25 protein-coding genes are annotated in these 25,823 nt (G+C 69.4%); 19 read left to right on the top strand and 6 right to left on the bottom strand.

Annotation, left to right across the window (positions count from 1 at the left end):
- Position 1 precedes the first annotated feature (1 nt).
- The 9 genes from ABZ319_RS16685 (at position 2) to ABZ319_RS16645 (ending at position 9,161) form a co-directional block, all read left to right on the top strand.
- Positions 2–397 (top strand): hypothetical protein, encoded by a 396-nt coding sequence (locus tag ABZ319_RS16685; protein ID WP_354987282.1) that lies wholly within the window; start codon positions 2–4, stop codon positions 395–397.
- Positions 398–460: 63 nt separating this feature from the next.
- Positions 461–1,201, top strand: coding sequence for a peptidoglycan editing factor PgeF (pgeF, locus tag ABZ319_RS16680; protein WP_354987281.1), 741 nt, complete (start codon positions 461–463; stop codon positions 1,199–1,201).
- Positions 1,198–1,971, top strand: coding sequence for a YggS family pyridoxal phosphate-dependent enzyme (locus ABZ319_RS16675; RefSeq protein WP_354987280.1), 774 nt, complete (start codon positions 1,198–1,200; stop codon positions 1,969–1,971). Before pgeF ends, ABZ319_RS16675 begins: the two co-directional genes overlap by 4 nt.
- Positions 1,972–2,075: 104 nt before the next feature.
- Entirely contained in the window at positions 2,076–2,876 is an 801-nt protein-coding gene (sepF, locus tag ABZ319_RS16670; protein WP_354987279.1) for a cell division protein SepF, read from the top strand.
- 502 nt (positions 2,877–3,378) lie between these two features.
- Positions 3,379–3,681 carry a YggT family protein gene (locus tag ABZ319_RS16665; RefSeq protein ID WP_181585602.1) on the top strand — a complete coding sequence of 101 codons (303 nt, stop codon included), beginning with the start codon at positions 3,379–3,381 and terminating at the stop codon, positions 3,679–3,681.
- 73 nt (positions 3,682–3,754) lie between these two features.
- The gene (locus ABZ319_RS16660; RefSeq protein ID WP_354987278.1) at positions 3,755–4,579 is read left to right on the top strand and encodes a DivIVA domain-containing protein; all 825 of its coding nucleotides are present in this window, start codon (positions 3,755–3,757) and stop codon (positions 4,577–4,579) included.
- A gap of 97 nt (positions 4,580–4,676) precedes the next feature.
- On the top strand, positions 4,677–4,880 hold the full coding sequence (locus ABZ319_RS16655) for a hypothetical protein (RefSeq protein ID WP_354987277.1): 204 nt from the start codon (positions 4,677–4,679) through the stop codon (positions 4,878–4,880).
- A 285-nt stretch (positions 4,881–5,165) separates the two neighbouring features.
- Positions 5,166–8,336: an isoleucine--tRNA ligase gene (gene ileS, locus ABZ319_RS16650; RefSeq protein WP_354987276.1), complete on the top strand. Its 3,171-nt coding sequence runs from the start codon at positions 5,166–5,168 to the stop codon at positions 8,334–8,336.
- A gap of 288 nt (positions 8,337–8,624) precedes the next feature.
- Positions 8,625–9,161: an NlpC/P60 family protein gene (locus tag ABZ319_RS16645; RefSeq protein ID WP_354987275.1), complete on the top strand. Its 537-nt coding sequence runs from the start codon at positions 8,625–8,627 to the stop codon at positions 9,159–9,161.
- A 27-nt stretch (positions 9,162–9,188) separates the two neighbouring features.
- On the opposite strand, the gene ABZ319_RS16640 is transcribed toward ABZ319_RS16645, so the two are convergent.
- Positions 9,189–9,602: an organic hydroperoxide resistance protein gene (locus tag ABZ319_RS16640; RefSeq protein ID WP_354987274.1), complete on the bottom strand. Its 414-nt coding sequence runs from the start codon at positions 9,600–9,602 to the stop codon at positions 9,189–9,191.
- A 77-nt stretch (positions 9,603–9,679) separates the two neighbouring features.
- On the opposite strand from ABZ319_RS16640, the gene ABZ319_RS16635 reads away from it, so the two are divergent.
- Positions 9,680–10,219: a TetR/AcrR family transcriptional regulator gene (locus tag ABZ319_RS16635; protein WP_354987273.1), complete on the top strand. Its 540-nt coding sequence runs from the start codon at positions 9,680–9,682 to the stop codon at positions 10,217–10,219.
- A gap of 13 nt (positions 10,220–10,232) precedes the next feature.
- On the opposite strand, the gene ABZ319_RS16630 is transcribed toward ABZ319_RS16635, so the two are convergent.
- On the bottom strand, positions 10,233–11,279 hold the full coding sequence (locus ABZ319_RS16630; RefSeq protein ID WP_354987272.1) for a hypothetical protein: 1,047 nt from the start codon (positions 11,277–11,279) through the stop codon (positions 10,233–10,235).
- A 53-nt stretch (positions 11,280–11,332) separates the two neighbouring features.
- Here ABZ319_RS16630 and ABZ319_RS16625 point away from each other — a divergent pair, with 53 nt between their 5' ends.
- A complete protein-coding gene (locus ABZ319_RS16625) occupies positions 11,333–11,785 on the top strand; it encodes a MarR family transcriptional regulator (protein ID WP_354987271.1) in 453 nt (150 codons plus the stop codon).
- A 132-nt stretch (positions 11,786–11,917) separates the two neighbouring features.
- On the opposite strand, the gene ABZ319_RS16620 is transcribed toward ABZ319_RS16625, so the two are convergent.
- Complete coding sequence (locus tag ABZ319_RS16620; RefSeq protein WP_354987305.1) at positions 11,918–12,910, bottom strand: alpha/beta hydrolase family protein; 993 nt, start codon at positions 12,908–12,910, stop codon at positions 11,918–11,920.
- A gap of 226 nt (positions 12,911–13,136) precedes the next feature.
- Positions 13,137–14,015, bottom strand: a complete 879-nt coding sequence (locus ABZ319_RS16615) for a UTP--glucose-1-phosphate uridylyltransferase (protein WP_354987270.1) — start codon at positions 14,013–14,015, stop codon at positions 13,137–13,139.
- Positions 14,016–14,167: 152 nt separating this feature from the next.
- Here ABZ319_RS16615 and ABZ319_RS16610 point away from each other — a divergent pair, with 152 nt between their 5' ends.
- The 3 genes from ABZ319_RS16610 to ABZ319_RS16600 all read left to right on the top strand — a co-directional run bounded on the left by ABZ319_RS16610 (position 14,168) and on the right by ABZ319_RS16600 (position 19,733).
- Positions 14,168–15,556 carry a DNA polymerase IV gene (locus tag ABZ319_RS16610; RefSeq protein ID WP_354987304.1) on the top strand — a complete coding sequence of 463 codons (1,389 nt, stop codon included), beginning with the start codon at positions 14,168–14,170 and terminating at the stop codon, positions 15,554–15,556.
- Between the two features lie 187 nt (positions 15,557–15,743).
- On the top strand, positions 15,744–16,241 hold the full coding sequence (locus ABZ319_RS16605) for a hypothetical protein (RefSeq protein WP_354987269.1): 498 nt from the start codon (positions 15,744–15,746) through the stop codon (positions 16,239–16,241).
- Positions 16,242–16,433: 192 nt separating this feature from the next.
- Complete coding sequence (locus ABZ319_RS16600) at positions 16,434–19,733, top strand: arabinosyltransferase domain-containing protein (protein ID WP_354987268.1); 3,300 nt, start codon at positions 16,434–16,436, stop codon at positions 19,731–19,733.
- 99 nt (positions 19,734–19,832) lie between these two features.
- Here ABZ319_RS16600 and ABZ319_RS16595 read toward each other — a convergent pair whose 3' ends face one another.
- Both ABZ319_RS16595 and ABZ319_RS16590 read right to left on the bottom strand, forming a co-directional pair.
- On the bottom strand, positions 19,833–20,582 hold the full coding sequence (locus tag ABZ319_RS16595; protein ID WP_354987267.1) for a hypothetical protein: 750 nt from the start codon (positions 20,580–20,582) through the stop codon (positions 19,833–19,835).
- On the bottom strand, positions 20,579–21,472 hold the full coding sequence (locus tag ABZ319_RS16590; protein ID WP_354987266.1) for a hypothetical protein: 894 nt from the start codon (positions 21,470–21,472) through the stop codon (positions 20,579–20,581). The genes ABZ319_RS16595 and ABZ319_RS16590 overlap by 4 nt, the downstream gene beginning before the upstream one ends.
- 508 nt (positions 21,473–21,980) lie before the next feature.
- On the opposite strand from ABZ319_RS16590, the gene lspA reads away from it, so the two are divergent.
- The 5 genes from lspA to ABZ319_RS16565 all read left to right on the top strand — a co-directional run bounded on the left by lspA (position 21,981) and on the right by ABZ319_RS16565 (position 25,813).
- Positions 21,981–22,574, top strand: coding sequence for a signal peptidase II (gene lspA / locus ABZ319_RS16585; protein ID WP_354987303.1), 594 nt, complete (start codon positions 21,981–21,983; stop codon positions 22,572–22,574).
- On the top strand, positions 22,571–23,497 hold the full coding sequence (locus ABZ319_RS16580; RefSeq protein WP_354987265.1) for an RluA family pseudouridine synthase: 927 nt from the start codon (positions 22,571–22,573) through the stop codon (positions 23,495–23,497). The genes lspA and ABZ319_RS16580 overlap by 4 nt, the downstream gene beginning before the upstream one ends.
- Before the next feature lie 77 nt (positions 23,498–23,574).
- Positions 23,575–24,162, top strand: a complete 588-nt coding sequence (locus ABZ319_RS16575; protein WP_354987264.1) for a hypothetical protein — start codon at positions 23,575–23,577, stop codon at positions 24,160–24,162.
- A 513-nt stretch (positions 24,163–24,675) separates the two neighbouring features.
- On the top strand, positions 24,676–25,011 hold the full coding sequence (locus ABZ319_RS16570; protein ID WP_354987263.1) for a hypothetical protein: 336 nt from the start codon (positions 24,676–24,678) through the stop codon (positions 25,009–25,011).
- On the top strand, positions 25,001–25,813 hold the full coding sequence (locus ABZ319_RS16565; protein WP_354987262.1) for a hypothetical protein: 813 nt from the start codon (positions 25,001–25,003) through the stop codon (positions 25,811–25,813). Before ABZ319_RS16570 ends, ABZ319_RS16565 begins: the two co-directional genes overlap by 11 nt.
- The last annotated feature ends 10 nt before the right edge of the window (positions 25,814–25,823 follow it).

Here is a 25,823-nt window from a genome sequence, read left to right as displayed (position 1 = left end):
TGTGCGAGATGACGAGATCGAATTCCGGGGCCGCCGTGTCGAACTGGAGCGCGGATCGGACGCCTCGGAGTTCCGGGTCCTGGTGGACGGGCGTCCGATCGCCATGACGTTCACCGAGACCGAGAGCAAGCTCTCGAACACGCGCAGCGGCACCCGCACCGTCCGCGAACCGGTCCCGGTGCAGTGGGCGCGCGCGAGCATCCCGCTCCCGGTGCCGGTGCGGCTGGACAGCTCGATCCACAACGACGAACTGCGGGTGCGGCTCCCGCTCGACCACCACGCGGTCGAAGGTCTCGGGACCGTCGTGCACACCTCGGACACGGTGTACCTGCGATTCGGCCCGGACTGCGCGGCCGTCGAGGTGGATCTGAACCACTACACCGACACGTCGAGCTAGGGGTGGCGATGGACACCCGGTCACGAGATGGGTTGCGGGGAATTGGCCACTAGGCTCGACGACATGACTTCGGCAGCACCGCTCTTTCGGACCAGACGAGTGACGACCACCCGGACCGGCGGTGTCTCCGCCGCCCCGTACGACTCGTTCAACCTCGGCGATCACGTCGGGGACGATCCGGAGGCCGTGCGCCGCAATCGAGTTCGCCTCGCCGAGAACATCGGCCTGGCGCCGGAGCAGCTGGTGTGGATGGAACAGATCCACGGCCGGAACGTGGAGATCGTGGACGGCCCGCGGGCCGAGCCCGTGCCTGCCACCGATGCGCTGGTGACCACCCGCCGCGATCTGGCGCTGGTGGTGCTGACCGCGGACTGCGTGCCCATCCTGCTCTCGGACGACGAGGCCGGTGTCATCGCCGCCGTGCACGCGGGCCGGATCGGCGCGCGCATCGGCATCGTGCCGCTCGTGCTCGAGGCCATGGTGTCCCTGGGCGCCGAGCCCGGGCGCATCGGCGCGTTCCTGGGCCCGGCCGCCAGCGGCAGGCAGTACGAGGTGCCCGCGGCCATGCGCGCGGACGTGGAGTCGCGCCTGCCCGGCAGCGCCACCACGACCGTGCGCGGCACCCCCGGCCTGGATCTGCGGGCGGGCATCCGGCGCCAGCTGGAGGCGGCCGGGGTGGGCGGGGTCGCGGTGGACCCGCGCTGCACCATCGAGGACAAGACCCTGTTCAGCCACCGTCGCGGCGCGCCGACCGGCCGACTGGCGGGTGTGATTTGGATGTCATCGGAGGGGATCGCGGAATGATCGAGAACTCAGCGGCCGCAATCGGTTCCGACGAGGCGCAGATCACCTCCGCGGGTGCTCGCGCCGCCGCCCTGGCGACCGCGCTGACGGCGCTGACCGAGCGCATCGACGCAGCCTGCCGTGCCGCCGGGCGCGATCGGGACACGGTGCGACTGCTGCCGGTGACCAAGTTCCACCCGGCCTCGGATATCGAGATCCTCTATGGGTTGGGCCTGCGCGAGTTCGGTGAATCGCGCGAGCAGGAGGCCGCGGCCAAGGTTGTCGAATTGAGTGAATTGTCCGGCGTGCGCTGGGAGTTCATCGGGCGGTTGCAGCGGAACAAGGCGAAATCGGTCGCACGCTGGGCGGATACGGTCTATTCGGTCGACAGCGACCGGCTGGCGAGTGCCCTGGACGCGGGTGCGGGGGCCGCCCTGGACGCGGGGGAGCGGACCGCGCCGCTGCGGGTGCTGCTGCAGGTGAGTCTGGACGAAGACCCCAAGCGGGGCGGAGTTTCCGACACGCGCATGCGCGCCCTGGCCGATCAGGTCGAAAAATCGGCATATCTCCAGCTCGCGGGCCTGATGGCGATCCCGCCGCTGGATCTCGAGCCGGACCGCGCGTTCGAGCGACTCGCCCGTCTGCACACCTCACTTTTGAGCACACATCCCGAGGCCAGAGACCTGTCCGCGGGTATGTCGGGTGACTTGGAGGCTGCGATCCGTCACGGATCGACGTGCGTGCGTGTCGGTACCGCTTTGATGGGCGCTCGACCGATAACCTCGCCGTAGCAAAGAAACCTCATCAGTCACATATGAAACATATGCTTGGTGACAGACGAGGACTGAGCAGGACAACACCCCAGGCCAACCGGGGCCGAAGGAAGGTCGACCAGATGAGCACGCTTCATAAGTTCAAGGCGTACTTCGGGATGGTTCCGCTCGAGGACTACGAAGACGACTATGTCGAGGACCGCGGCCCCCGCGGCGCCGTCGACGAGCGTGCCCCGCGCCGGTCTCGTCCCTACCCCGAGCGCGATTACGACCGCTACGAACACGAGCGGTACGACGATGAGCCGGCCTACGTGGAAGCCGATCAGTACAAGCAGCCGTACAAGCCTCCGTACAAGCCCGCCTACGGCGTGTCGCGCCGCGACGAATACGCGGACGACTACTCCGACGACCGTGACCGCTACGACGCGCCCCGCCGGCCCACCCGCATCGACACCGCTCCGTCCACCCGTACCCGGACCATGGCCGGTGGCGCGGGCGGCGCGGGGATGGTGCGCGGCACCACCCGCGGCGCGCTCGCGGTGGACCCGGAGGCCGAGCGCCGCATGGAAGAGCTGCGGATGGAGGAGCGCCGGCTGGAACAGCAGCCGCCGCGCCGTTCGCCGATCTTCGAGGACGGAGGCACCATGTCCAAGATCACGACGCTGCGCCCGCGCACCTACGCCGAGGCCGCCATCATCGGAGAGCGCTTCCGCGACGGCACCCCGGTCATCATGGATCTGGTCGAGATGAGCAACTCCGACGCCCGCCGCCTGGTGGACTTCGCGGCCGGATTGGCGTTCGCACTGCGTGGTTCGTTCGACAAGGTCGCCACCAAGGTCTTCCTGCTCTCGCCCGCGGACGTGGACGTCTCGGCCGAGGAACGCCGGCGGATCGCGGAGAACGGTTTCTACAACCAGAAGTAAGCTGCCACAACGGATGTAACCGGTTGTGGCAGCTCCGGCGCGGGCAGCGACGACCAAAAGTAAACGGTCGCAACAAAATGCGGTCGTGTAAACGGGGGTTTGCGAAGTAGTCGCTGCTGCCCGCCCGGCAGGAATTCGGTCGCCGTCGCCGCGATCACCCACGGGCGTAGAGCGCGCGAAGATCACGCGAAGATCAAGATCGCCTCTTATGGCTGACTTGTCTAAATGCCTACTCGAGTTTTCCGAACCCTCTCGAAGGGCCGTCCCCGAGTTTTCCGCCCCCTTGTCCGGCCGTCCCCACCCGGCCCGACCCCACCGGTCCTTTCCCGCCAGTTCGCGGCCCGTCTCGTTCTGGACTGAGTGGAGCGGGGGAGCGAAGCGGAGGAGCGGAGGGGGGAAGAACGAGACTCGGAGGGCCGCGAACCCCGCCGGAGCGAAGCGGAGGCAAAAAACACACCCCGTCTTATTTTGCAGCGCAGGGTTTCTGAGGCAGAGTGAGCATGTGGCCCTGTTCCAGGTGTTGAACCTACTGCTGTTCCTCTTCTGGCTGCTGCTGATCAGCCGAGTCATCGTCGAGTTCATTCGCAGCTTCGCGCGGGACTGGCGACCGACCGGGTTCGTGGTGATCGTCCTAGAGGTCATCTTCACGATCACGGATCCGCCGGTGAAACTTCTGAGGCGTTTGATACCTCCCGTGAATCTTGGGGGAATTCGACTCGATCTGTCGATTATGGTCCTGCTTTTCATCGTCTTCATCTTGATGTCGATCACGGGCTCGCTCGGGCAGTCGGTAGCTCAGGTGTGACAGAATGTCTTCCAGAAGAATGCTTGCCCAGATCTACCGCTAGATCTCCAACGAAGCGTGAAGGGATCGTTCCATGCCGCTGACCCCTGCCGATGTGCACAACGTCGCGTTCAGCAAACCACCGATCGGGAAGCGCGGCTACAACGAGGACGAAGTCGACGCCTTCCTCGATCTGGTCGAGCAGGAGCTCTCACGCCTCATCGAAGAAAACGCCGATCTGCGCCAGCGTGTTGCCGAGCTGGACGCGGAACTGGCGGATGCCAAGAAGAACCGGGGCCCGGTCAACGCCGTGAAACAGGCGCCCGTCCCCGAGCCGCCCAAGGCCGCCCCCGTGCCGCCGCCGGCCCCGATGCCCGCTCCGGCGCCCATGCCCGTCAAGGCCGAGGCCCCCAGCGCGGACGCCAATCTACAGGCCGCCAAGGTCCTTTCGCTGGCCCAGGAGATGGCCGATCGGCTCACCTCCGACGCCAAGACCGAGGCCGAGCAGCTGCTCGCCAACGCTAGAGCGAACTCGGAGCGACTGGTCAGCGACGCGCGCACCCGCTCCGAGGCGATGATCGCGGATTCGCGGCAGAAGGCCGAGGCCATGCTGTCCGACGCGCAGACCCGTTCGGACAACCAGCTGCGTCAGGCCAAGGAGAAGGCCGACGCCCTGCAGGCCGACGCCGAGCGCAAGCACACCGAGATCATGGCCACCATCACCCAGCAGCGCAGCGTGCTGGAGAGCCGGATCGAGCAGCTCAAGACGTTCGAGCGCGAGTACCGGGTGCGTCTCAAGTCCTACCTCGAGTCGCAGCTGGAAGAACTGGAGAACCGTGGGTCCGCGGTGCCGGTCGACGGCGGCGAGTTCGGTGAAGGCGCTTCCGGGAACGGCGCACTCCTCAAGGGCGGCAAGTAGAGTCGTAACCACGGCCATTGGTGCCGCGCTGACACCCCGTCGCGGGGCGGGCAGCGTGGCGCCGCCACCGTTTCGACTCGGACGCGAGGTGGTGTGAATGCTCGTGGTGACGCTCGGCCTCGCCGCCGTGGGCTTCGGCCTGCTGGTGACCGCGCTGACCACCGGATCGGTGATCTGGGCGTGGGGGTGCATCGTCGTCTGCGTCCTGGGCGCGGTGCTGCTGCTGGTGAGCGCGCTGTCGCTGCGCGAGGACGATTCCGACTCGCAGTCCAACCCCGGCGGCCGCCATGCCAGGCACTAGCCCCGGCGGGTGCGGCGAATAAACGCTGGACCCGGGCGGTTATGATCTGAAGTAGTCATACGGCGTCGATCCGGCTATCACCGGGGAGCCTTCGGAAGAACGGCGTGACCTGCGGTCGCGCTCAGTAGAACCGAACGGGTGAGCCCGTCACAGCTCGCAACGAGAGGTTCGGCCGCGTGCGGCCGGACAAGCGGGGTGGTACCGCGGTACGACGCACCGGGCGTCGCCATCGTCCCCGTGCCCATCGGGTCTCCGGACCCACTGGCACGAGGAGCTGACGCCGAGATGTCCGGCGAGAACCCCACCACCGGCACCGCCTACCCCCGCGCCGACCTCGGCGTGGTCACCGGCCCGGTGTCCTTCCCCGAGCTCGAACAGCGCGTGCTCGCCTACTGGGCCGCCGACGACACCTTCCGTGCCAGCATCGAGAACCGTTCCGATGCAGAGGAATTCGTCTTCTACGATGGTCCCCCCTTCGCCAACGGGTTGCCGCATTACGGCCATCTCCTGACCGGTTATGTCAAGGATTTGATCCCACGATTCCAGACCATGCGCGGTAAGAAGGTCGAACGCCGCTTCGGCTGGGACACCCACGGATTGCCCGCGGAAATCGAAGCCGAGAAGCAGCTCGGTATCACGGACAAATCACAGATCGATGCCATGGGCCTCGCGGAATTCAATGCCGCGTGCAAATCCTCGGTGCTGCGCTACACCGGCGAGTGGCGCAACTACGTCACCCGTCAGGCCCGCTGGGTCGACTTCGACAACGACTACAAGACCCTCGACCTCGACTTCATGGAGTCGGTGCTCTGGGCCTTCAAGTCGCTGTACGACAAGGGCCTGATCTACCAGGGCTTCCGGGTGCTGCCCTACAGCTGGTACGAGCAGACGCCGCTGTCGAATCAGGAAGCGCGCCTTGATGATTCGTACCGCATGCGGCAGGATCCGGCCGTCACCGTCGACATGGCGCTGCACGTGCCGGCCGAGCATCCCCTCGCGGCCCTGGACGGCGCGAACGCGCTGATCTGGACCACCACGCCGTGGACGCTGCCCTCCAACCTCGCGATCGCGGTGCACCCGGACGTCACCTACGTGCACCTGCGCGCGAAGGACGGCAAGCGCTATGTGCTCGCCGCCGAGCGGGTTTCGCACTACGCGCGCGAATTCGGCGAGGAGGCAGACGGTTTCGAGGTGCTCTCCGAGCACGCGGGCGCGGCCCTGGCCGGGCTGACCTACCGCCCGCCCTTCGACTTCTTCCTGGGGCACCCGAACGCGCACCGCGTCCTCGAGGCCGACTACGTCACCACCGACTCCGGCACCGGCATCGTGCATCTCGCGCCCGCCTTCGGTGAGGAGGACATGGACGTCGCCACCGCCAACGGCATCGAGATCGTGCAGCCGCTGGACGCGGGCGGCAAGTTCACCTCCATGGTGCCGCCGTACCAGGGCCTGATGGTGTTCGACGCCAACCCGGTCATCATCAAGGACCTCAAGGCCGCCGGAAAGCTGTTGCGGCACGAGACGATCGAGCACTCCTACCCGCACAGCTGGCGCTCGGGCCAGCCGCTGATCTACATGGCGGTGCCGTCCTGGTTCGTGGCGGTCACCAAGTTCCGCGACCGCGCGCTCGAACTCAACAAAGAGATCACCTGGGTGCCCGAGCACCTGCGCGACGGCCAGTTCGGCAAGTGGCTGGAGAACGCGCGCGACTGGAACATCAGCCGTAATCGCTTCTGGGGCGCACCGATCCCGGTGTGGATCTCCGACGATCCGGCCTACCCGCGGGTCGACGTGTACGGCTCGCTGGACGCGCTCGAACGCGACTTCGGGGTGCGCCCGCAGGATCTGCACCGGCCCGGCATCGACGAACTGGTGCGCCCGAATCCCGATGACCCGACCGGGAAGTCGATGATGCGCCGGGTGCCCGAGGTGCTCGACTGCTGGTTCGAGTCCGGGTCCATGCCGTACGCGCAGGTGCACTACCCCTTCGAGAACAAGGAGTGGTTCGAGGGGAACGGCGCCGACAAGGCCGCGCACAGCCCCGGCGACTTCATCGTCGAGTACAACGGCCAGACCAAGGGCTGGTTCTACAACCTGCACGTGCTCTCGACCGCGCTCTTCGATCGGCCCGCGTTCAAATCGGTTGTCGCGCACGGCATCGTGCTGGGCGACGACGGCCTCAAGATGTCCAAGTCCAAGGGCAACTACCCGGACGTGAACGAGGTCTTCGACCGCGACGGGGCCGACGCCATGCGCTGGTTCCTGATGGCCTCGCCGATCCTGCGCGGCGGCAACCTCATCGTCACCGAGCGCGGCATCCGCGAGGGCGTCAGCCATGCGCTGCGGCCGCTGTGGAACGCCTGGACCTTCCTGGGCCTCTACGCGTCCGAGCCCGGGACCTGGCGCACCGACTCGGCCCATGTGCTCGATCGCTACATCCTGGCCAAGCTGGCCGCGACCCGCGACATCATGACCGACGCGCTCGAGGTGTTCGACATCGCCACCGCCGCCGAGGAATTGCGGTCGTTCGCCGACGCGCTCACCAATTGGTATGTGCGCCGGTCGCGTTCGCGCTTCTGGGAAGAGGACCGCGACGCCATCGACACCCTGCACACCGTGCTGGAGGTGGTGACCCGGCTGGCCGCGCCGCTGCTGCCGCTCATCACCGAGGTCATCTGGCGCGGTCTGACCGGCGGCCGCTCGGTGCACCTGACCGATTGGCCGAGCGCGAGCGAACTGCCCGGCGATCCGGAGCTGGTCGCGGCCATGGACGAGGTGCGCGTGGTCTGCTCCACCGTGCTCGGCCAGCGCAAGGCGCAGAACCTGCGGGTGCGGCTGCCACTGTCGGAGGTCACCGTGGCCGCCGAGGACGCCGAACGCCTGCGGCCCTTCGCCGAGCTCATCGCCGACGAGGTCAACGTCAAGAAGGTCGACCTCACCACCGATGTGGCCGCGCACGGCCGCTTCGAACTGGTCGTCAACGCCCGCGCCGCGGGCCCGCGCCTGGGCAAGCAGGTGCAGACGGTCATCAAGGCGGTCAAGGCGGGGGAGTGGAGCGAATCGGCCGACGGCGTGGTCACCGCCGCGGGTATCGCCCTGCTGCCCGAGGAGTACACCCAGCGCCTGGTGGCGGCCGAGCCCGATTCCACCGCCGCGCTGCCCGGCAACGCCGGTCTGGTGGTGCTCAACTCGGTGGTCACCGAGGAACTCGAGGCCGAGGGCTGGGCCCGCGACCTCATCCGCGATCTGCAGGAGACCCGCAAATCGCAGGGCCTGGACGTCTCGGACCGGATCTCGGTGGTGCTCGAGGTACCTGCCGAGCGGTTGTCCTGGGCGCAGACCCACCGCGATCTGATCGCGGGTGAAATCCTGGCCACCGCACTGACTTTCGGTGATGCGGGCGCGGACGCGGCCGATATCGCCGGTGGCGTGCGGGCGGCGGTCAGCAAGAACTGACGCGTGTCACCGGGCGGGGCGGGGCCTTCGGGCTCCGCCCCGCCCGGCGTTTTCCGCCCCGGCACCGGCCCGCGACGGGTGTCGCGGCGCAAAGGCAAGCGTGTAGCAATCCTCTCGTTATCAGACAGCGGCTACCGCATTCGAGCGCCTATTGCAAGGTGAAATTCATCTCCGGACACGCCGGGATTGGTCTTCTTGTGAAGCATGTGACTCATGGGATAAACAGCTAATAGATAGCTATTGCAGGTTCCGTGTAGTCGCGAGTTGTACCGCTGAAGGGCGAGTTCAATGACACGAAGACTGCTCCGCCGGATCGGATCCCTGTCCATCGCCGCCCTGTCGCTGCTCTCCATGGGCGCCCTCTGCGCGGGTGTCGCGCATCCCGACACCGGCTCCGCCTCGGGTTCGTCCTCGGGCAGCGGCAGCGGGTCGGCCTCCGGAAGCGCCAGTGGCTCGGCGCAATTGCCCATCACCAGCCCGCGCGCCATGGCCGCGCTGGCCCTGGCCAACACCCAGACCGGAAAGCCCTACCTGTGGGGCGGGGTCGGCCCCGACGCCTGGGACTGTTCCGGCCTGGTGCAGTGGGCCTTCCGCAGCGTCGGCATCGATATGCCGCGCACCACCTGGCAGCAGGCCGAAGTGGGGCTCGAGGTCCCGTTCGGCGCGCTGCAGACCGGTGACGTCGTCATTCTCAACGGCGATGCCTCCCACGTGGGCATCTACGCCGGCGGCGGGCACATCTTCAACGCCCACAGCCCCGGCGTGCCGGTGGGGCTGACCCCACTCTCGGAATTCGATATCTACGACATCCGCCGGTTCTACTGAGTCCGGCTGTCCGGCAGCGTTTCCGGACTACTCGATCACCAGTTCCACGGGGATGTTGCCGCGGGTGGCGTTGGAGTACGGGCACACCTGGTGGGTGGCCTCGATCAGCGCCCGCCCCTGCTCGTTGTGCAGGTGCTCGGGCAGTTCCACGCGCAGCACGACCGAGAGTCCGAAGCGCCCGCCCTCGAGGGCGTTGAGGCCGACCTCGGCGGTGACCGAGGCGTCGTCCGCCTCGAGCTTCATGCGCTTGGCGACCAGTCCCAGCGCGCTGGCGAAGCAGGCCGAGTAGCCCGCGGCGAAGAGCTGTTCGGGGTTGGTGCCCGCGCCGTCACCGCCGAGCGCCTGCTGCCGCGCGAGGGTCAGATCCAGGATGCCGTCGTCGGTGAACGAGCGGCCGTCGCGGCCGATCGAGGTGGCGACGGCGGTGTAGATGGGGGCCATGATTCCTCCAAGTAGACAGACTTGTCTGTTCAGGTGCTTCCCCAGAGTAGACAGATCTGTCTGCTATCGTCAAGACCATGAGCGCAGCCCGCGAACGCCTCCTGGATACGGCCACCCGGCTCTTCTACGCCGAGGGCATCCACACCGTGGGCATCGATCGGATCATCGCCGAGGCCGGCATCGCCAAGGCCACCTTCTATCGGCATTTCAAGACCAAGGACGACCTGGTCGTGGCCTATCTGACCCGCGAATACGACCGGCAGCGCACCGCTCTGGCGCAGCTGCCGGGCGCGGGTGTGGCCAACATCGAAGCCGTCTTCGAGCAGTTGGGCGCGATCAGCTGCGGGCCCGGATTCCGCGGCTGCCCGTTTCTCAACGCGGCGGTGGAGTTCGCCGATCCCGCGCATCCGGTGCGCGCGGTGGTCGACGACTACCGGGACTGGTTCCGGGAACTCATGGCCGAACAGTTACGCGCCGCCGGTCATGAGAATCCGGACCGGGCGGCGCGCGCCCTGCTGCTGGCCCGGGACGGGGTGGCGGTCAGCGGCGGCCTGGCCGACGAGGAAACCGTGCGGGCGGGCATCCGGGCCGCCCTGGCGCAGCTCGGTACCCGCTGACCCGGGGTCGCGGTCAAACCGCGACCGTCTCCTCCAGCTCCTCCTCGGCTGCCTCGTGCTCGCGTGCCGAGGTCGAATCGGGCTGTGCGACAGGCGGGTTCGAGCCCGCGCGCCGCTCGGCCGCCGCGGCCGCGATCATGAGCACCGCGCCGGCGGCGAACCAGGCGAACAGGCTGCCCAGTCGTCCGGCGAAGCCGACGCCGTCGAAGTAGAGCAGGCTGCGCGCGCCCTCCACGAAACCCGCGCCGTTCCAGAAGCCGTGCAGCGCGCCGAAGAAGTCGTTCTGTAGCGCGGGTCCGTAGACGCCACCGGACGTGGTGAAGTTCAGCATGACGAACAGGACCATCATGACCAGCGTGGTCCAGCGCTTCAGGAAGGTGTGCAGGCCGATGCCCACGGCCAGGATGCCCGCCGAGTAGAGCCAGGACATGGCCCAGATCGCGCCGAAGTCGTGGTCGACGACGTGGAAGACCGGCCCGGCGATGGCCAGTCCGATCAGACTCACCGCGAGCGAGGCGGCCAGTCCGAACGCCGCGCGCACCCGCATGGACAGTCCCGCCCCGGCCGCGCCGATGGCCGCCACGCTGCCGTAGGAGCCGATGCTCAGGGCGACCAGCAGGAAGAAGATGCCCTGCGCGGTCGGATCGCCGGGCGCGGGCACGGCCACGTCGGTGACCGTGAGCGGCACGCCCTGTTTGCCGGAGACCTGGCCGAACACCGCCTCCACGGCCATGGCGGTGGTGTCCGAACCCGCGGTGGCGACCAGGAGTTCGGGATGCCGGTCGTCGGGCACGTAGGCGCCGGCGATCTCGCGATCGCGCAGCTGGGTGACGGCCGCGTCGCGTCCGGGGACGGTGATGACGTCCAGGGCGTGGCCGCCGGTGTCCTTCAGGGTCTGGGCCAGCACCTTGACCTGCGGGGAGTCGCCGACCACGGCGACCGCCAGCTGATTGGGCTCGGGCTGGTGGAACGCGCCGAGATAGGCCAGGCCCATGCCCAGGCACATGAGCAGCGGGGTCAGCAGGTGCAGGGCGACGTGCCGGATCTGCGGCGAGGCCATGTGTCACTCCAATGGTTGGTAAATACAACTATGCGTGGTTGTAGTCTACAACCATGGATACCGAGGCTGTATTTCCGCGGTCCGGCGACCGGTCCGGCGCGATCGAGGCGATCGGGCGCGAACTCACCGCCTTCGCCCGCCGGGCCCGGGGCCGGGCGGCCGAACTGCATCCGGAGTTGTCGCTGGTGGCGTCGAGCATTCTCGACCTGGTCATCGAACGCGAGGGGTGCCTGTCCACCGAACTCGCGGGGCACTTCCACCTCGACAAATCCACCATGAGCCGGCAGGTCGGGGCCCTCGAGCGCCTGGGCTATCTCACCCGCGAGGTGGACCCGGCCAATCGCCGCAACCACGTGCTGCACGCCACCGCCGAGGGCCGCCGCGTCGCCCGCGCGGCCGCCCGCAGTCGCACCGCGGCCTTCACCGAGCGCTTCCACGACTGGGACGACGCGGATATCGCGCGCCTGGCGGACTACCTGGCCCGGTACAACCGCGCGGACGAGTAACGACGACCGGTGCGCACCGCGCCGGTGCGACAGGTTCGGCAGCGCCCACCGAGCAGTCGGGTCCGGGGCGTCACGGCCGTGAACAGCGCCGGGCCGCGCGATGATTCATCGGGCGCGATGGGAAAACCCTGCTCAGGCAGGCAGATTCAGGCCCTTGGCCAGGACCGGCCACGAATCGCGCAGCGCGTCTTCCCAGTAACCCCAGGAGTGTGTTCCGGGCTGACTGATCTCGAAGGTCGCCGGAATGCCCAGCTCGTCCAGCTTGGTCTCGAGATTGCGGGCGCACCAGTCGCTGGCCGCCTCCAGGATGCCGCCGACCAGCAACTGGCGCGCCAATCCGCCGTCGAACGGGCCGAGGCTGCGGACGTCGGCGATGTTGTCGTGCCTGCCGGGCAGGCCGCTGCCGTTCGAGACGTAGAGCTCGAGCCCGCGCAGCGCCTCCGCGTGCAGGTAGGGATCATTGGCGGCCCACAGCGGATCGCCTTCGGGGCCGTACATGTTCACCGGATTGCCGCCGCCGATGGTGACGACCAGCTCGGCGAACCTGCGCCCGATGGGATCGCTGATCTGCGCGCACCCGCTGTACGCGGCCACCGCCTTGTACAGGCCGGGCTTGGCGATCGGCAACTGCAGCACCGAGGTTCCCGACATGGACATGCCGATGATGCCGCGCACGCCGTTGGTGCCCAGCGCGCCGTCGACGATCGGGGGCAGCTCCTCGGTCAGGAAGGTCTTCCACTTGTTGACGCCCAGGTACGGATCCGCCGCGCGCCAATCGGTGTAGTAGCTGAACGCGCCGCCGATGGGCATGACCACGTTGACGTTCTTGTCCGCGAAGAACTCCGGGGAATCGGTGTTGCGCTTCCAGGTCGCGGTGTCCTGGCCACCGCCGGCGCCGTTGAGCATGTACAGCGCCGGGCGGGGGACCGAGGCGTCGGCGGGCCGCTGGACCTCGACGGTGAACACCTCGTCCATGGCGGCCGAGCGCACGTGCAGCACCAGATTGCGGGCGTCGCGTATCTCGAAAGCGGTGATGGACGAGCCGTTCTCGGACACCGGGGTGGCCAGCAGCCGCGCCGTGCTCGTGATGGGGTCGGCGGTGCGCGGTGTCGCCACCGCCGGCACCGCACCGGCGGTGAGTGCGCCGACCAGGGACCCGACCGTTACCGCGAACGCCACGACTCGCCTGCCCACTGCGCGCAAGACACCAATCCCCTCTAATCGGCCAACGTTTCCGTCCGGTTACATCGCTGTGGCCGCCCCGATGTTTCGGGTTTCGACGGATTTCGTTTCGGCGTGTATGCGAACCACTGACGCACTTGCGCCGAAAGCGTTGCCGATCAGGGGTTTTCTATTCCTCGACGAGCTGGCGCAGCAGCGGGCCGTAATCGGGATGGGTCAGCGCCGAGGCGAATTGGGCCACCAGATAGTCCGCCGGGTTGCCGGTGTCGTACCACTTACCGCGAATCACCTGGCCGTACACCGGATTCTCGGCGGCGAAGATGTTGATGGCGTCGGTGAGATAGACCTCACCGGTGCCGTGGGTGTACCAATTGTCAACCTGGCGGCGCAGTTCCGCGATGATGCCCGGGGTGACCACGTAGCCGCCGATGGCCGCGAAGCTCGAGGGGGCGTCGGCGGGCTTGGGCTTCTCCTTCAGGCCGCTGATGCGCATGAGCCCGGCTTCGCCGTCCTCCTCCACCACCGGCACGCCGTAGCGCTGGGATTCGGAGGGGTCCATCGGCATCAGCGCCAGCACCGGCGCGCCGGTCTTCTCGTAGGCGTCGATGAGCTGCTGGGCGCGCGGCACCTCGGCGACGAAGACGTCGTCGGGCCACAGCACCAGCATGGGTTCGTCGCCCAGGGTGCGCGCCGCGTTGAGCACGGGGGTGCCGTTGCCGTACGGGCCGTGCTGATCCAGGTAGGTGATGTGGCCCAGGCGGCTGAGGTTGCCGACCTCCTCCACGGCGTCGGCGTAGGCGGCCTTGCCGTCGGCGCGCAGCTGGGCCACCAATTGCGGGTTCGGGCGGAAGTGATCCTGGATCAATGACTTTCCGCTGCTCACCACAATCGTGATGTCGGTGATGCCCGAGGCCACCAGTTCGCGCACGGTGTGCTCGATGACCGGCTTGTCGCCGACCGGGAGCATCTCCTTGGGAATCGCCTTGGTCAGCGGCAGCAGGCGCGAGCCGATGCCCGCGGCGGGAATCACGGCCTTGCGAATCGTCATGGTCCGATCATCACACACCTGCGCGTACGGACCTGTCGGTAGCCGCGCGTAGATTGCGGGCTGTGACTCCCGCCGCCGACCCCATCGATACTGGTCACAGTGTTCTTCCGGGGTCCGGCGGGGTGGCGGCGGACGCGCCGCCCGCACGCGCGATTTCGCAGCCGACTCCCGGCGGGCTCCCAGCTCACCGCCCGGCCCGGCGCTGGGTGCTGCACATGGATATGGACGCGTTCTTCGCCTCGGTCGAGCAGCTCACCCGCCCGACCCTGCGCGGCCGCCCGGTTCTGGTGGGCGGCATGGGCGGGCGCGGGGTCGTGGCGGGGGCCAGCTACGAGGCGCGGGTGTTCGGTGCGCGCTCGGCCATGCCCATGCATCAGGCGCGGCGGCTGGTCGGGGTGAACGGGGTGGTGGTGCCGCCGCGCGGTGCGGTGTACGCCGAACTCAGCTCGCAGGTGTTCGAGACCATGCGCGCCCGGATCCCGGTGCTGGAGCGGCTCTCGTTCGACGAGGCGTTCGGCGAGCCCGCGGAATTGGCGGGCGCCACCCCCGGGGAGGTGCTCGAATTCTGCGAGGAGCTGCGCGCGCTGGTGCTCGCGCGCACCGGCCTGGTGGCCTCGGTGGGCGCGGGCAGCAGCAAGCAGCTCGCCAAGATCGCCTCCGACATGGCCAAACCCGATGGGGTGCGGGTCATCTCGCCCGCCGAACAGCAGGGGTTCCTGGCGGCGCTGCCGGTGCGCAGGCTGTGGGGGATCGGCCCGGTGGCCGAAAGCCGTTTGCGCACCCTGGGAATCGAGACCGTGGGTGCGCTGGCCGCCCTGCCCGAATCGGAGGTGGCCTCGATCCTGGGCACCGGGATCGGGCCGACGCTGCACCGGCTCGCGCGCGGCATCGACGACCGGCCGGTGGCCGAGCGGGCCGAAGCCAAACAGATCAGCGCCGAGACCACCTACGAGACCGACATCGTCAGCCTCGCTCAATTGCGCCCGGCCATCGAGGCGATGGCGGTGTCGGCGCACCGCCGGCTCGGCGCCGACGGGCGGGCCGCGCGCACGGTGGTGCTCAAACTCAAACGCGCCGACATGAGCATCGTGACGCGGTCCTCGACGCTGCCGTACGCCACCGAGGATCTGGCGACGCTCACCGCGGCGGCCCAGCGCGCGGCCATCGATCCGGTGCAGTTGGGCCCGATTCGCTTGGTGGGGGTGGGTTTCGCGGGGTTGTCCGAGATCCGGCAGGAGTCGCTGTTCCCGGAGCTGGACCGGGTGGTGGTCCTGGACGAGGTGTCCGACGAGCCCGCGGCGGCGATCCCCGCGCCGGAGCCGGTGGCCGCGCCGGTGGCGCGCTCGTATCTGACGCAGTCCTTCTATCCGGGGCTCGATGTCGAGCATCCGGAGTTCGGGCACGGGTGGGTGCAGGGCGCGGGGCACGGGGTGGTGACGGTGCGCTTCGAGACCCGCAGCAGCGGCCCGGGACCGGCACACACGTTCGCCGTCGCGGACCCCCTGCTCGCCAAGGCAGATCCGCTCGGCAGCCTGCGCTGAACTCGGACAATGCAGGACTTTCGGATCAATAAGTGATTCGTGAGGATTCGGACTGAAAGTGTCGCGACGCCCGCCGCGGAGGCGGGTGTTCACCCTCGGCGTGTGTAGCCTGGCCGTCGGGCAGCGTCGCCGGTCGGGTGCGCTGCACGTAGTCCAACGGACCTACTCGAACGCAAAGGACGAGCAGTTGAAGCTTCAGAAGACTGGACGTATCGCGATCGCCGCCCTGGCCGTGGTGGCCACCCTCGGGCTCTCCGCCTGCGGCAGTGGTGACAAGGAGGTCAAGCCCGTCAAGACCACCACCGCCACGACCACCGCAGCGTCTCAGAACTTCCCGCCGGCCCCGACCGTGGCGGAACTCAACGCGCAGCTGCAGAAGGCCCTGGATCCGAGCGTCCCGAACGAAGAGAAGCTGGACATGATGCAGGGTGTCGACGCCGACCCCACCCTGCCGCAGCGCCTGAGTGACGCCTACCAGCAGAACAACGCCAAGGTCGAGGTCACCGGCGTGACCGATCTCGGCAACGGCACCCTCACCGCCGACGGCCAGTTCTCCATCAACGGCGGCGCGCCGAACCCGGCCGTCGTGCCCTTCGTCGCCGAGAACGGCAAGTGGAAGGTGCAGAAGGAGTGGATCTGCAACGCGCTGTCGCTGGTCAATCAGACCTCCCCGGCCTGCGCCTGATCCACGCGTGAGGCCGAGACGGGCCCGTCGCTCCCGCGGAGCGGCGGGCCCGTTCGCGTGCGGGGGTGAGCCCGGCCATGCGCACCGCCGGAACCGGCCCGCGTCACGACTGTTGAACATTTGACCTGGTCAGCGGGACCCGACCGTGACCGGGGCGCGCGTTGCCAGGGTTCCCCCCTACTATCGGCGATCGTGACGGACGTGATGGAGAAGGCGGGGCGTGATTCCGCCGGGCGAGCCGGGCCCGAGAACGTGGCCGCGGCTCGAACTGGATGGGAACGACCGCTCGCTCTGATCGCGGGCCTGATCGCCGTACTGGCCGCGGTGGCGGTGCCGTTGCTGCCGATCACCGTGGACTCCGCGACGCTGTCCTGGCCGCAGGGCGACTCCGCCCGCAGCGTGGAGGCCCCGCTGGTCTCCTACGCGCCGCTGACCTTCGACGTGACCGTGCCGTGCGCGGCGGTGAACCAGCTCGCCGCGACCGGCGGCACAGTGGTGGCTACCGCGCCGGACGGCGCGCCCGATCTCGAGCGCTACGGCTTCGTCGCGCGGGTGACCGCGCCGAAGGTTGCCGCGGACGGTGCGACCACTCCCGGCAAACTCGAAGCGGTACTGCAGAATCAGACGCTGCTCAGCGTGCCCATGACCGAACTGCCCGCCGACTGCGCGCTCACCGTGCGCTCGGGGATGACGAGTTCGGTCGCCACCCTCACCGGATCCACCCTGACCCCGATCACCCTGAACGGCGATTACCGGCCGCAGGTGGTCGGGATCTACAGCGACCTGACCACGCCCGCGGGCGCCGAGGTGACCTCGCAGCTGGACAGCCGCTTCTCCTCACATCCGGGACTGCTCAAGCGAATCGCCATCTGGACCGCGATCCTGGGCACCGTGCTCGCGCTCTTCGCGCTGTACCGGCTCGACGGCCGGGACGGGCGACGTCAGCGCCGCTTCCTGCCGCAGCACTGGTGGACCGTCAAACCGGTCGACGGCGTGGTCATCGGCGTTCTCGTGCTGTGGCACTTCATCGGCGCGACCACCTCCGATGACGGCTACCAGTTCGGCATGGGCCGCACGTCCATCGTCGCCGGTTACATGGCCAACTACTTCCGGTACTTCGGCGTGCCCGAGAACCCGGTCGGCACACCGTATTACGACCTGCTGGGCCAGATGGCGCAGCTCTCGACGGCCAGCCCGTGGATGCGCCTGCCCGCCCTGCTCGCGGGCATCGTGACCTGGCTGGTCATCAGCCGCGAGGTGATTCCGCGTCTGGGTGCGCGCGTGCGCTTCGACCGGGTGGCGGTGTGGACCGGCGCCCTGGGCTTCCTCGCGGTGTGGATGCCGTACAACAACGGCCTGCGGCCCGAGCCGATCGAGGCGCTGGGCGTCCTGCTGACCTGGGTGTCGGTCGAGCGCGCCATCGCCACCCGCCGGGTGCTGCCGTACGCGATCGCCGGGCTCATCGGCGCGTTCACCGTCACCGCCGGGCCCTCCGGCATCATCTGTATCGCGCCGCTGCTGGCCGGAATTCGGCCGCTGTGGCGGGCGGTCGACGCCCGCGCCAAGGCCATGAGCGCACCGGTCGCGCCGGACGCGGGTTTGTTCGCGATCCTGCGGGCGCGCGGGGTCGGCTATCTCGCCCTGCTCGCGCCGGTGGCCGCGGCGGGCGTGGTGGTGCTGGCGGTGGCCTTCGCCGATCAGCCGCTCGCCGCCATGTTCGAGATGCAGCGGGTGCACGAGCTCGCCGAGCCGTACGTGCAGTGGTACAACGAATATCTGCGCTACCAGTACCTTTTCATGCCCACCATCGATGGTTCGGTGGCGCGCAAGTTCGGCATGTTCATGCTGTGGGCGGGCCTGATCGCCTGCGCCGTGGTGCTTTTGCGCAAGGGCGGGCGGATTCCGTTCACCGCGGCCGGCCCGGCCCGGCGGCTGCTGGGCACCTGCGTCGGGGTCATGCTGCTGATGGCCACGACCCCCACCAAGTGGACCCATCACAACGGCGTCTACGCCGGATTGGCCGGTGCGGTAGCGGTTCTCGCCGCCGTGGCGGTCGGGCCGCGCGTCATGCGCTCGCCGCGCAACCGGGCGCTGTTCGCCGCCGTGCTGGCCTTCGTCATGGCCATCACCTTCTCCAGCATCAACGGCTACTGGTACGTGTCCAATCACGGGATCCCGTGGAACGACAAGCCGGTGGTGCTGGCCGGGCTCGGGCTGAACAAGCTCTTCCTGCTGGCCGCGCTGGCGCTGCTCGCGCTGGCCGGATGGTTCCATGTGCGAGCGCCGGAACCGGTGGGCCCGCACCGGATTTCGCGCCGGGCCTGGCGGGTGGTGGCGCTGCCGCCGCTCACGATCATCGCCGCGTTCATGGTGCTGTTCGAGATCGCCTCCATGGCCAAGGGCGCGGTGGCGCAGTATCCGGCGTTCTCGCTGGCCAAGTCGAACGTCGGCGCACTGACCGGCAACGCCTGCGGGCTCGGGCACGAGGTGCTGGTGGAGACCGATCCGAACCGGGGCATGCTGACCCCGGTGACCGGGGATGCCTTCGCCGCCTTCGGGGCCGACGCCACGGGCTTCGTACCCGGCGGCGTGGCAACGGATCTGACCGCCGACGACGAGGTGGACTCCAGTGCCATCACCACCGCGGTCACCGAGGAGGCCGACGAGGTCGCCGGAACGACAACGGCCGCACTGCCGTTCGGCCTGAACCCGGCCACCACGCCGGTGCTGGGGACCTTCGGCACCGAGGAGGCGACCGCCTCGCTCACCACGGGCTGGTACCGCCTGCCCGCAGTCGCCGACCGGACCGGGCTGATCGCGCTGTCGGCGGCCGGGCGCATTCGCTCCTTCGACAAGGACGGCGTCGCCACCGCCGGGCAGAGCGTCGAGATCGAGTACGGCACGGCCGATTCCGGTGATGAGCCGCGGGCGCTGGGGCGGGTGACGCCGATCGACGTCGGCCCGGTGCCGACGTGGCGCAACCTGCGGGTGCCGTTCACCGACATTCCGGCCGAGGCCACGGTGATCCGGGTGCTGGCCACCGACACCAGCCGCGACGGCAAGCAGTGGGTGGCGCTCACCCCGCCGCGGATGCCGGAGACCCGCACGCTGCAGGACGTCGTCGGCTCGACCGCGCCGGTGCTGCTGGATTGGGCGGTGGGACTGCAGTTCCCGTGCCAGCGGCCCTTCGATCACCGGTTCGGCATCGCCGAGACGCCGGAGTACCGGATCCTGCCCGATCGCGGCGGGGCCAAGGACACCAACACCTGGCAGGGTCACGCCGGTGGCGGCCCGCTGGGCTGGAGCCATATGCTGCTGCGCGCCCAGACCCAGTCCACCTACCTGAACAAGGCGTGGCGCAGCGACTGGGGCGAGCTGCAGCGGTTCATCCGCATCGACGACACGGCGATCCCGGCGCGCCCGGCGATCACCCCCGAATCCCGTTCGGGCATGTGGAGTCCCGGGCCGATCAATGTGAAGGGCTGGCAGTAGCACGGAAACCGCGCCCGCTGCCGAGGGAGCGGGCGCGGTGCGTGAGGCGCGGTGCGTGAGGCGCGGTGCGTGAGGCGCGGTGCGTGAGGCGCGGTGCGCCTACGGCCCCGACTCGCCGCGGAGTTTCCGGACCTGGGCGACGGTGAGGGCGCTGAGCTGTTGTGCGTCCGGCTCTTTCGCGCCGGACATGGCGATCTGCACCACGGTGGAGCCGACCAGGGCCAGGCTCACCGCGGAGTAGAGGGTGAAGCCCTGGCTCGTGGTGACCACGCGGTAGGCGGTGGCGGCATCGCCGGCCGCCGGCTGCTCGAGGCTGCCGACGCGGAACTCGATGGTGGCGGACGGGTCGGCGGCATCGGTGCCGGAGTAGCTGCCGCAGTCGCGCAGCAGGGTCTGGACCGCCGTGAAGGCCCGGGCCGCACCGTCTCCGGCGTAGGCGGCGGCGTCGATGTCGATGCTCGCGAAATCCAGGCCGCCGAAGGTGGCGGTCGCTCGCGCGGCCGCGTCGGGGGCCTGTTGTGCGACGGGGGCCAGCACCTTCGCGCACTGCGCCGGGTCGGTGCTCGAACCCGAGCCGGCGGTGCTGCCCGCGGCCGGATCCGGCAGGGCCGCATACCCGTCGGGTAGCGCCTGCGCGTCCAGGATCGCGGCGCGCAGTGCGGGTGAATCGGGAACCGGGCCCTCGGCCCGTACCGTGGGCGGCGCCACCGCGGGCCCCAGCGGCGGCAGGGCCGGGGCGGTGTCGTCCTTGCCGCAGGCCGCCAGGGTCAGCGCCAGCACGCCGGTCAGCGCCACGAATGTGGTGCGCGCGCCCGGGATCACGGATGCGGTCGTGCCGGTGCCCCTCACGCGCCCCACTGCACCTGCGTCCGAAGCACCTGGCGCAGCGTCACATTGCTCTGCGGGTCGCGGTAGGTCTGGTTGCCGCCCACTTCGACCGATCCCGACACCGGCAGCGGCAGACCGAGATCGACGGTGATCACGCCGTTGCCGTGCATGAGGTAGTCCATGATCTCCAGCTGCCCGGCCTCGTTGGGCAGGTGCCACACCGTGGATTTGGGGGTCTGGGTGACGTCGAGGGAGATGGTCAGCAGATTGCCGTCGCGGTGGGTGAGCGTCGCGGTGGTGACCTGCTCCAGGGGCACGCTGCCCGAGACCTGCTGGCGCACGGTCCACACCGCGCCCTCGCCGACCGGCTCGTCCGGGAACGCGATCGACTGGTACACGGCCTGATAGAACGCCTGCTCCAGGGCGGCGCGCGCGGCGTCGGAGGTCGCGGGCTTGGGCGCCATGCGCAGCGCGGTGATCGCGCCCGCGTCGCTGATGTCGAAGCCCGCGCGCGAGCCGTCGGCGGCGAGCAGCGCCTTGGCCAGGGCGGGATCGGGGGAGGTGACGCTGCCCAGGGTCAGTTCGACGCCGTCGCTGCCGGCCTCGGCGGTGAAGGGGATGGTCACCCCGGGCGGCGAGAAGTCCCGCACCGCCTGGGAATTGATCTGCTGCTCGATGTGGTGATCGGTGCGCAGGGTGACCTGCTGGGTGGTGCCCGCCTCGACCCCGGGCCGCAACCGGGCCCGCGGTTCGGCGCCCGGCTCGACCACGGTGGTGGTCACCGCGGCGATGGGCATGGTCACTTCCTTGCCGATGCCGACGACGGGTTCGACGCCCTCGTTCTCGGTCGTGGTCTCCGAGCCCGCGCTGCACCCGGCGCTCAGCGCGGAGAAGGTGACGGCGAGGACCATGAGCAGCACACTCGGTCGAGGATTCCGATGACCCGGGCGCGTTCGGCCCGCGGGGCCGGAACAGCGTGCGGTGGCAGGCGCCGAGCTGGGGGATGAAGACAACACCGTCACGTCGAACAGGTTACGGCCACTTCCTGAAAATCAGCTGGGATGCGAGCGCGCCCGGGCGCCGGCGCCTTCGCACCCCTCGCAGCGCGTACCGAACGGCCCGTTCGCACGCCGAGCGCGGGGCAGGCAATTGCCATAGGGAATGATGTCAACCGTGAGTACCGACCGGCCGCGCGAATCCGGCGCAGACGAACCAGACGAGTCGCCCGGCGACAGCACGCCCGCCGGCGCCGCCGCGGACCGCGCTCCGGCCGCCGCGGAGACCGCGGCCGAGCCCGCGTCGCTCGCGAAGGAGTCCGGTTCCGCCGCACGGGCGGCGGGCGCGGAGAAGACCGAGGCCACCGGCCCGGACGTCACGGCCGAGACGACCGGCGACGCCGCCGACACCGGCGCGGACCCGGTGACCGAGTCCGCCGCCGACACGGCCGAGTCCGCCACAGCCACCGCGGCCGAGTCCGCCGATGACGTCCCCGCCCGGCCCAAGCGCCTGCGCACCGTGCTCGCCCTGGCGGCCGTGCTGCTCGGCCTGGACCTGCTCACCAAGATCATCATGGTTGCCCAGCTCACGCCCGGCGAACCGGTGTACCTGATCGGCAAGACCGTTCGCCTGTCCCTGGTCCGCAACCCCGGCGCGGCCTTCTCCATGGGCGGCACGGGCATGACCTGGCTGCTGACCCTGATCGCCACCGCCGTCGTGATAGGCGTGATCCGCATCGGCAGTACGCTGCGCTCGCTGCCGTGGGCCATCGGCCTGGGCATGGTGCTGGGCGGCGCGCTGGGCAACCTGGTCGACCGGCTGTTCCGCGCACCCGGCCCGCTGCAGGGGCACGTGGTGGATTTCATGGCCGTGGGCTGGTGGCCGGTATTCAACGTGGCCGATTCGGCCATCGTCTGCGGCGCGATCCTGCTGGTCACCCTGACGCTGTTCGGCTTCGAACCCGACGGGACCCGTATGCAGCGCGCCGAGGACGAGAAGGAGGACGAGACCGCATGAGAGAAACCCGCAGTATGCCGGTGCCCGACGGCCTGGACGGCATGCGTGTCGACGCCGGCCTGTCCCGGTTGCTCGGCCTGTCGCGCACGGCCGTGGCCGCCATGGCCGAGGACGGCTCGGTACAGCTGGACGGGGTGGCGGCGGGCAAGTCCGACCGGCTCAACGCGGGCTCCTGGCTCGAGGTCGAATTCCCCGAGCCCAAGCGCGAACTCGTGGTCGAGGCCACCCCGGTGGACGGGATGCGGATTCTCTACGCCGACGACGACATCGTGGCCGTGGACAAGCCGGTGGGCGTGGCCGCGCACACCGGCGTCGGCTGGAGCGGGCCCACGGTGGTGGGCGGGCTGGCCGCCATGGGCTACCGCATCTCCACTTCCGGCGCGCACGAGCGCCAGGGCATCGTGCACCGGCTGGACGTGGGCACCTCCGGGGTCATGGTGGTGGCACAGTCCGAGCACGCCTACACCGTGCTCAAGCGCGCCTTCAAACAGCGCACCGTGGACAAGCGCTATCACGCGCTGGTGCAGGGTCATCCGGATCCCAGCAGCGGCACCATCGACGCGCCCATCGGCCGCGCGCGCGGCAACGACTGGAAGTTCGCGGTCACCGCGGACGGCCGCCCGAGCGTCACGCACTACGACACCGTGGAAGCGTTCCAGGCGGCGAGCCTGCTCGACATTCACCTGGAAACCGGTCGCACACACCAGATTCGGGTGCACTTCTCCGCGGTGCGCCATCCCTGCTGCGGCGATCTCACCTACGGCGCGGACCCGCGCCTGGCCGAGCGGCTCGGACTGGAGCGGCAGTGGCTGCACGCGCGTCAGCTCGGGTTCAACCATCCGGCCGACGGCCGCTGGATCGAGATCACCAGCGAGTACCCCGCCGACCTCGAGCACGCGCTGGACGTGCTCCGCGCGCACTAGTGCGGACCGGCGATCGGAGGCGGCTCGCGATCGCCACCGCCACAGCGGCTTTCGCCGCCTTCGTCTACGGCCTCGGGGTGGCTGTTCCGCCGCGGCCCGCGGTCATCGCCACCGATCGGCTCGGCCCGGAGAACGGGGAGCCGGTCGCGGAGTATCTGGCCCGCGCCCGGGCGTCGCTCGCGGGTGCGGACGGTACCGCCGGGCACTGGGCGCTGCTGTCCTTCACCACGGGCATCACCGCCGATCGAAGTCCGGAATACGCGGGCGGACTGCGCATTTCGGAGATCACCTACCACGTGCCGCTGGATCGGGTGCGCACGCCGATCGTCACCGTGCCGGTGCCCGCCGGTGACGAGGCCGCCCGTGCCTCGGTGAAAGCCGCTGCGTACCAAGTGGAATACCTCGCGCCGCTGGACGCTCGCGCCGTGCGCGTCAACGCGGTCACCGCCGCCCGGTTGCGCGCGAACTGCGCCTGCGTCGTGGGAATCGTGGTGTACGGGACGCTGCCCGAACTGCGGGCCCTGGCCCTGCTGCCAAGCGTCCGGGCCGTCGAGGCGCTGCCCGCGGACGCTCCCGCGGGCGTGTTCGCCCTGGTTCCCCTGCTCCCGGAATCGGACCTGCTGGCCGTCCCCGGCCCGGACGACGGACCGGTTCCCACCGACTGACGGTTCGGACCGGTCGCCGCCGGCCGTCCGGCGCGGCACGCGCGCACCGGGCCGGTGTCGCTCGTGGCCCGCCGCCGAAAGTCTTGGGCGGCAGGCCCGCCGGTCATGATCGATGCGCCCGTGCGATCCCCGCGGCCCCGGCCGCGCCGCCGTATGCGACACACCCGGAATGCATGATTCGCGCCGATGGTGTGCAATCGAATCGGGTATTCGGAGTGGCGCATTGTCGACCTATCACGGGCGTATGTCGACGTCCGGAAAAGTTTGCTGGCGGCGAAATTTGGTTTGCTGAAACCCAGTGAAACCGGACAGTATTCGAAACCGGGAGGTATTCTTTTCCTGCCACCGGGGGAAATGAGAAGAGACGCCGTAAATCTCGGGCAAATGCCGTGTGTCGCTACCGGCACATGTGTAGCGTCCTGAAATCGTAAAGTCTTCAGCGCGAGTGGTGGCTCAGTGTTCGGTATTGATAGCTGTCTCAAACGCATCATGGATATCCCCGGTGCGCGGAGTGTGACGCTCGTCGACGCGGCGAGTGGTCTGTCCGTCGCCGCCGCCGGTAGTCACGACCTGCTCGACCAGCACGAGGACGCGGCCAGTACCACCGAGGTGGTCCGGGCGGTGCTGCAGTGCCCGGCGCTGATCAACAGCGCCTACGGCGACGACATCACCGAGATCATTGTCTGCGGCAGCGGCGGATATCACCTGCTGAATCTGGTGAACGGCGACTACGAGGGCCGGCTATTCGTGCACGTGCTCTTCGACGACGCGACCGGCAACCTCGGCATGGCGCGATTCCGGATCCGCGGGATTCTGTCCGAATTGGTCGAAGGCGATCATGAGCGGTGAACTCGCCGTCGAATTGCGGCGGCTCGAGCAGCAGGGCAGCACCGGTGTCCTGCGCACCGGCGACGGCGCCTTCCATCTCACCGACGGCGCGATCACGCGGGCAGACTGCCGCCGCACCACCGGGCTCGACCGGCTGGTCATCGAGGCGGGCGTGGCCACCGCGGAGGACTGGCGCGCCGCCGAGGGCGGCAACGGCGGTTCGCTGCTGCGCACCCCGCAGCTGGAAACCCTTGCGGTGCTGTCGGTCTTCGACGCCGCCTACTTTCTGCTCGCCAACGCCTCGGCCCCGGAGTTCAAACCCGCGCCCGCGCACTGGCTGGCCCCCGTCTGTCATCTCACCCCGCGCGCCATCGTGGACGAATGCGCGCGCCGCGGCGATCCCGAGGCCGGGCTCTGGCCCGCCACCATGGTCGATCGCGTGCCGGTGGTCCCGGTGCGGCGGGTGCGCACCCAGCGGGTGGTGCTGACCGGCGGCCAGGCCGAGGTGCTCGCGGCCGCCGATTCCCGGCGCAGCATCACCGGGATCGCACATGAATTGGGCCGCACCACCTTCGGCTGTCTGCAGGCGGTGCGCGACCTCACCGCGGTGGGCCTGATCGTGGAGCCCGCGCGGGCCGGGTCGACGCCCGCCCCGCTCGTCATGACCGACTCGGTGGTGGTCACCCCCGCCGCGGCCGCGCCGGCGGGCCTGCCCCGCCGCCGGGCCCGCCAGTCCGCGGCGGTCACCGCCGCCGAGCGCTGGCAGCCGGTCGATCGTGACGTCCTCGTGCGCGTGCGCGCGGCCCTGGAAGAGCTTGCGTGACAGCGCGCAG

This window comes from Nocardia sp. NPDC005978 (genome assembly GCF_040614455.1).
Classification (GTDB): Bacteria; Actinomycetota; Actinomycetes; order Mycobacteriales; family Mycobacteriaceae; genus Nocardia.
The sequence above is the reverse complement of the archived record's forward strand: the minus strand, read 5'-3'. Positions and strand labels throughout refer to the sequence as shown.

What these genes read in the sequence shown, in the direction of transcription:
- ABZ319_RS16625 (WP_354987271.1), top strand. Translation starts at nt 11,333, where the DNA reads ATGGATACCGAGGCTGTATTTCCGCGGTCCGGCGACCGGTCCGGCGCG.
- sepF (WP_354987279.1), top strand. Translation starts at nt 2,076, where the DNA reads ATGAGCACGCTTCATAAGTTCAAGGCGTACTTCGGGATGGTTCCGCTC.
- ABZ319_RS16645 (WP_354987275.1), top strand. Translation starts at nt 8,625, where the DNA reads ATGACACGAAGACTGCTCCGCCGGATCGGATCCCTGTCCATCGCCGCC.
- ileS (WP_354987276.1), top strand. Translation starts at nt 5,166, where the DNA reads ATGTCCGGCGAGAACCCCACCACCGGCACCGCCTACCCCCGCGCCGAC.
- ABZ319_RS16615 (WP_354987270.1), bottom strand. Translation starts at nt 14,015, where the DNA reads ATGACGATTCGCAAGGCCGTGATTCCCGCCGCGGGCATCGGCTCGCGC.
- ABZ319_RS16660 (WP_354987278.1), top strand. Translation starts at nt 3,755, where the DNA reads ATGCCGCTGACCCCTGCCGATGTGCACAACGTCGCGTTCAGCAAACCA.
- ABZ319_RS16565 (WP_354987262.1), top strand. Translation starts at nt 25,001, where the DNA reads ATGAGCGGTGAACTCGCCGTCGAATTGCGGCGGCTCGAGCAGCAGGGC.
- ABZ319_RS16630 (WP_354987272.1), bottom strand. Translation starts at nt 11,279, where the DNA reads ATGGCCTCGCCGCAGATCCGGCACGTCGCCCTGCACCTGCTGACCCCG.
- ABZ319_RS16655 (WP_354987277.1), top strand. Translation starts at nt 4,677, where the DNA reads ATGCTCGTGGTGACGCTCGGCCTCGCCGCCGTGGGCTTCGGCCTGCTG.
- ABZ319_RS16640 (WP_354987274.1), bottom strand. Translation starts at nt 9,602, where the DNA reads ATGGCCCCCATCTACACCGCCGTCGCCACCTCGATCGGCCGCGACGGC.
- ABZ319_RS16675 (WP_354987280.1), top strand. Translation starts at nt 1,198, where the DNA reads ATGATCGAGAACTCAGCGGCCGCAATCGGTTCCGACGAGGCGCAGATC.
- pgeF (WP_354987281.1), top strand. Translation starts at nt 461, where the DNA reads ATGACTTCGGCAGCACCGCTCTTTCGGACCAGACGAGTGACGACCACC.
- ABZ319_RS16590 (WP_354987266.1), bottom strand. Translation starts at nt 21,472, where the DNA reads ATGGTCCTCGCCGTCACCTTCTCCGCGCTGAGCGCCGGGTGCAGCGCG.
- ABZ319_RS16580 (WP_354987265.1), top strand. Translation starts at nt 22,571, where the DNA reads ATGAGAGAAACCCGCAGTATGCCGGTGCCCGACGGCCTGGACGGCATG.
- ABZ319_RS16635 (WP_354987273.1), top strand. Translation starts at nt 9,680, where the DNA reads ATGAGCGCAGCCCGCGAACGCCTCCTGGATACGGCCACCCGGCTCTTC.